The following is a 1,505-nucleotide window of genomic DNA, read 5'->3' as shown; positions in this document are numbered from 1 at the left end:
CGCGGGCAGTGAGAGCGCCGACCTGGCCGGGCTGCCGCCGGAGGTGGTGCCGCCGGTGCGGCCGGTGAAGGGCCAGGTGCTGCGGCTGCGCGTGCCGCCGGAGTACGGCCCCTTCCTGTCCCGCACGGTCCGGGCGGTCGTCCGCGGCAGTCAGGTGTACCTGGTGCCGCGGGTCGGCGGTGAACTGGTGCTGGGCGCGACCAGCGAGGAGATGGGCCGGGACACGACGGTGACCGCGGGCGGCGTCTACGAGCTGCTGCGGGACGCGCACGAGCTGGTGCCCGGCATCACCGAGCTGCCGCTGGTGGAGACCAGGGCCGGCCTGCGTCCGGGTTCCCCGGACAACGCGCCGCTGCTGGGGCCGACCGGGCTGCCGGGCCTGCACCTGGCGACCGGGCACTACCGCAACGGGGTACTGCTGACGCCGGTCACCGGTGACGCCGTCGCCGAGGCACTGGCGACCGGCGAGCTGCCCGAGTCGGCCAGGCCCTTCTCCCCCCGCCGTTTCCACTCCACGTCCCAGGAGGTTCCGGTATGAGGATCCAGTTGAACGGCGAGCCGCGCGACGAGCGGGACGGACTGACGCTGGACGCCCTGGTCGCGACGGTCACCACCGCGGGAAGCGGCGTCGCCGTGGCCGTCAACGAGACGGTGGTACCGCGCGGCAGCTGGTCCGGGACCGCGTTGGACGACGGCGACCGCGTGGAGATCCTCACCGCGGTGCAGGGAGGCTGACCGATGACGACCGACAGTGGCGACACCTTCCCCCGCTCCCCGGCGTCCGCCGCGGAGAGCGGCGACGCGTTCACGGTGGGGGGCCTGCGGCTCGGCTCCCGGCTGATCATGGGAACGGGCGGCGCTCCGAGCCTGGACGTGCTGGAACGGGCGCTCGTCGCGTCCGGGACCGAGCTGACGACGGTGGCGATGCGCCGGCTCGACCCGTCGGTGCGGGGGTCGGTGCTCTCGGTGCTGGAGCGGCTGGGCATCCGGGCGCTGCCGAACACGGCGGGCTGCTACACCGCGGGTGAGGCGGTGCTGACCGCCCGGCTGGCCCGGGAGGCGCTGGGCACCGACCTGGTGAAGCTGGAGGTGATCGCCGACGAGCGGACACTGCTGCCCGATCCGGTCGAGTTGCTGGACGCCGCCGAGGTGCTCGTCGACGACGGCTTCACCGTGCTGCCCTACACCAACGACGACCCGGTGCTGGCCCGCAAGCTGGAGGACGTCGGCTGCGCCGCCGTGATGCCGCTGGGGTCCCCCATCGGTTCCGGTCTGGGCATCCGCAACCCGCACAACTTCCAGCTCATCACCGACCGCGCCCGGGTCCCGGTGATCCTCGACGCGGGCGCCGGTACCGCCTCCGACGTCGCGTTGGCCATGGAGCTGGGTTGCGACGCGGTGATGCTCGCCTCGGCGGTGACCCGCGCCCAGGAGCCGGTGCTGATGGTCGAGGCGATGCGGCACGCGGTCGTCGCCGGGCGGCTGGCGCGGCGGGCGGGCCGGAT

General features: G+C 74.2%; 3 protein-coding genes. All 3 read left to right on the top strand.

Going from position 1 to position 1,505, the window contains the following annotated elements; translation table 11 throughout:
- Positions 1-538 (top strand): FAD-dependent oxidoreductase (locus ACYVE9_RS26370; protein ID WP_461030405.1); only part of this gene is annotated, 538 nt, incomplete at its 5' end.
- A complete protein-coding gene (gene thiS, locus ACYVE9_RS26365; RefSeq protein WP_461030404.1) occupies positions 535-735 on the top strand; it encodes a sulfur carrier protein ThiS in 201 nt (66 codons plus the stop codon). The genes ACYVE9_RS26370 and thiS, both read left to right, overlap by 4 nt.
- A 108-nt stretch (positions 736-843) precedes the next feature.
- On the top strand, positions 844-1,505 hold a 662-nt coding region (locus ACYVE9_RS26360), incomplete at its 3' end, for a thiazole synthase (protein ID WP_461030406.1).

The organism is Streptomyces sparsus, from assembly GCF_054776295.1.
The sequence above is the reverse complement of the archived record's forward strand: the minus strand, read 5'-3'. Positions and strand labels throughout refer to the sequence as shown.

Coding starts and splice junctions, on each gene's coding strand:
- thiS (WP_461030404.1), top strand. CDS start 535: ATGAGGATCCAGTTGAACGGCGAGCCGCGCGACGAGCGGGACGGACTG.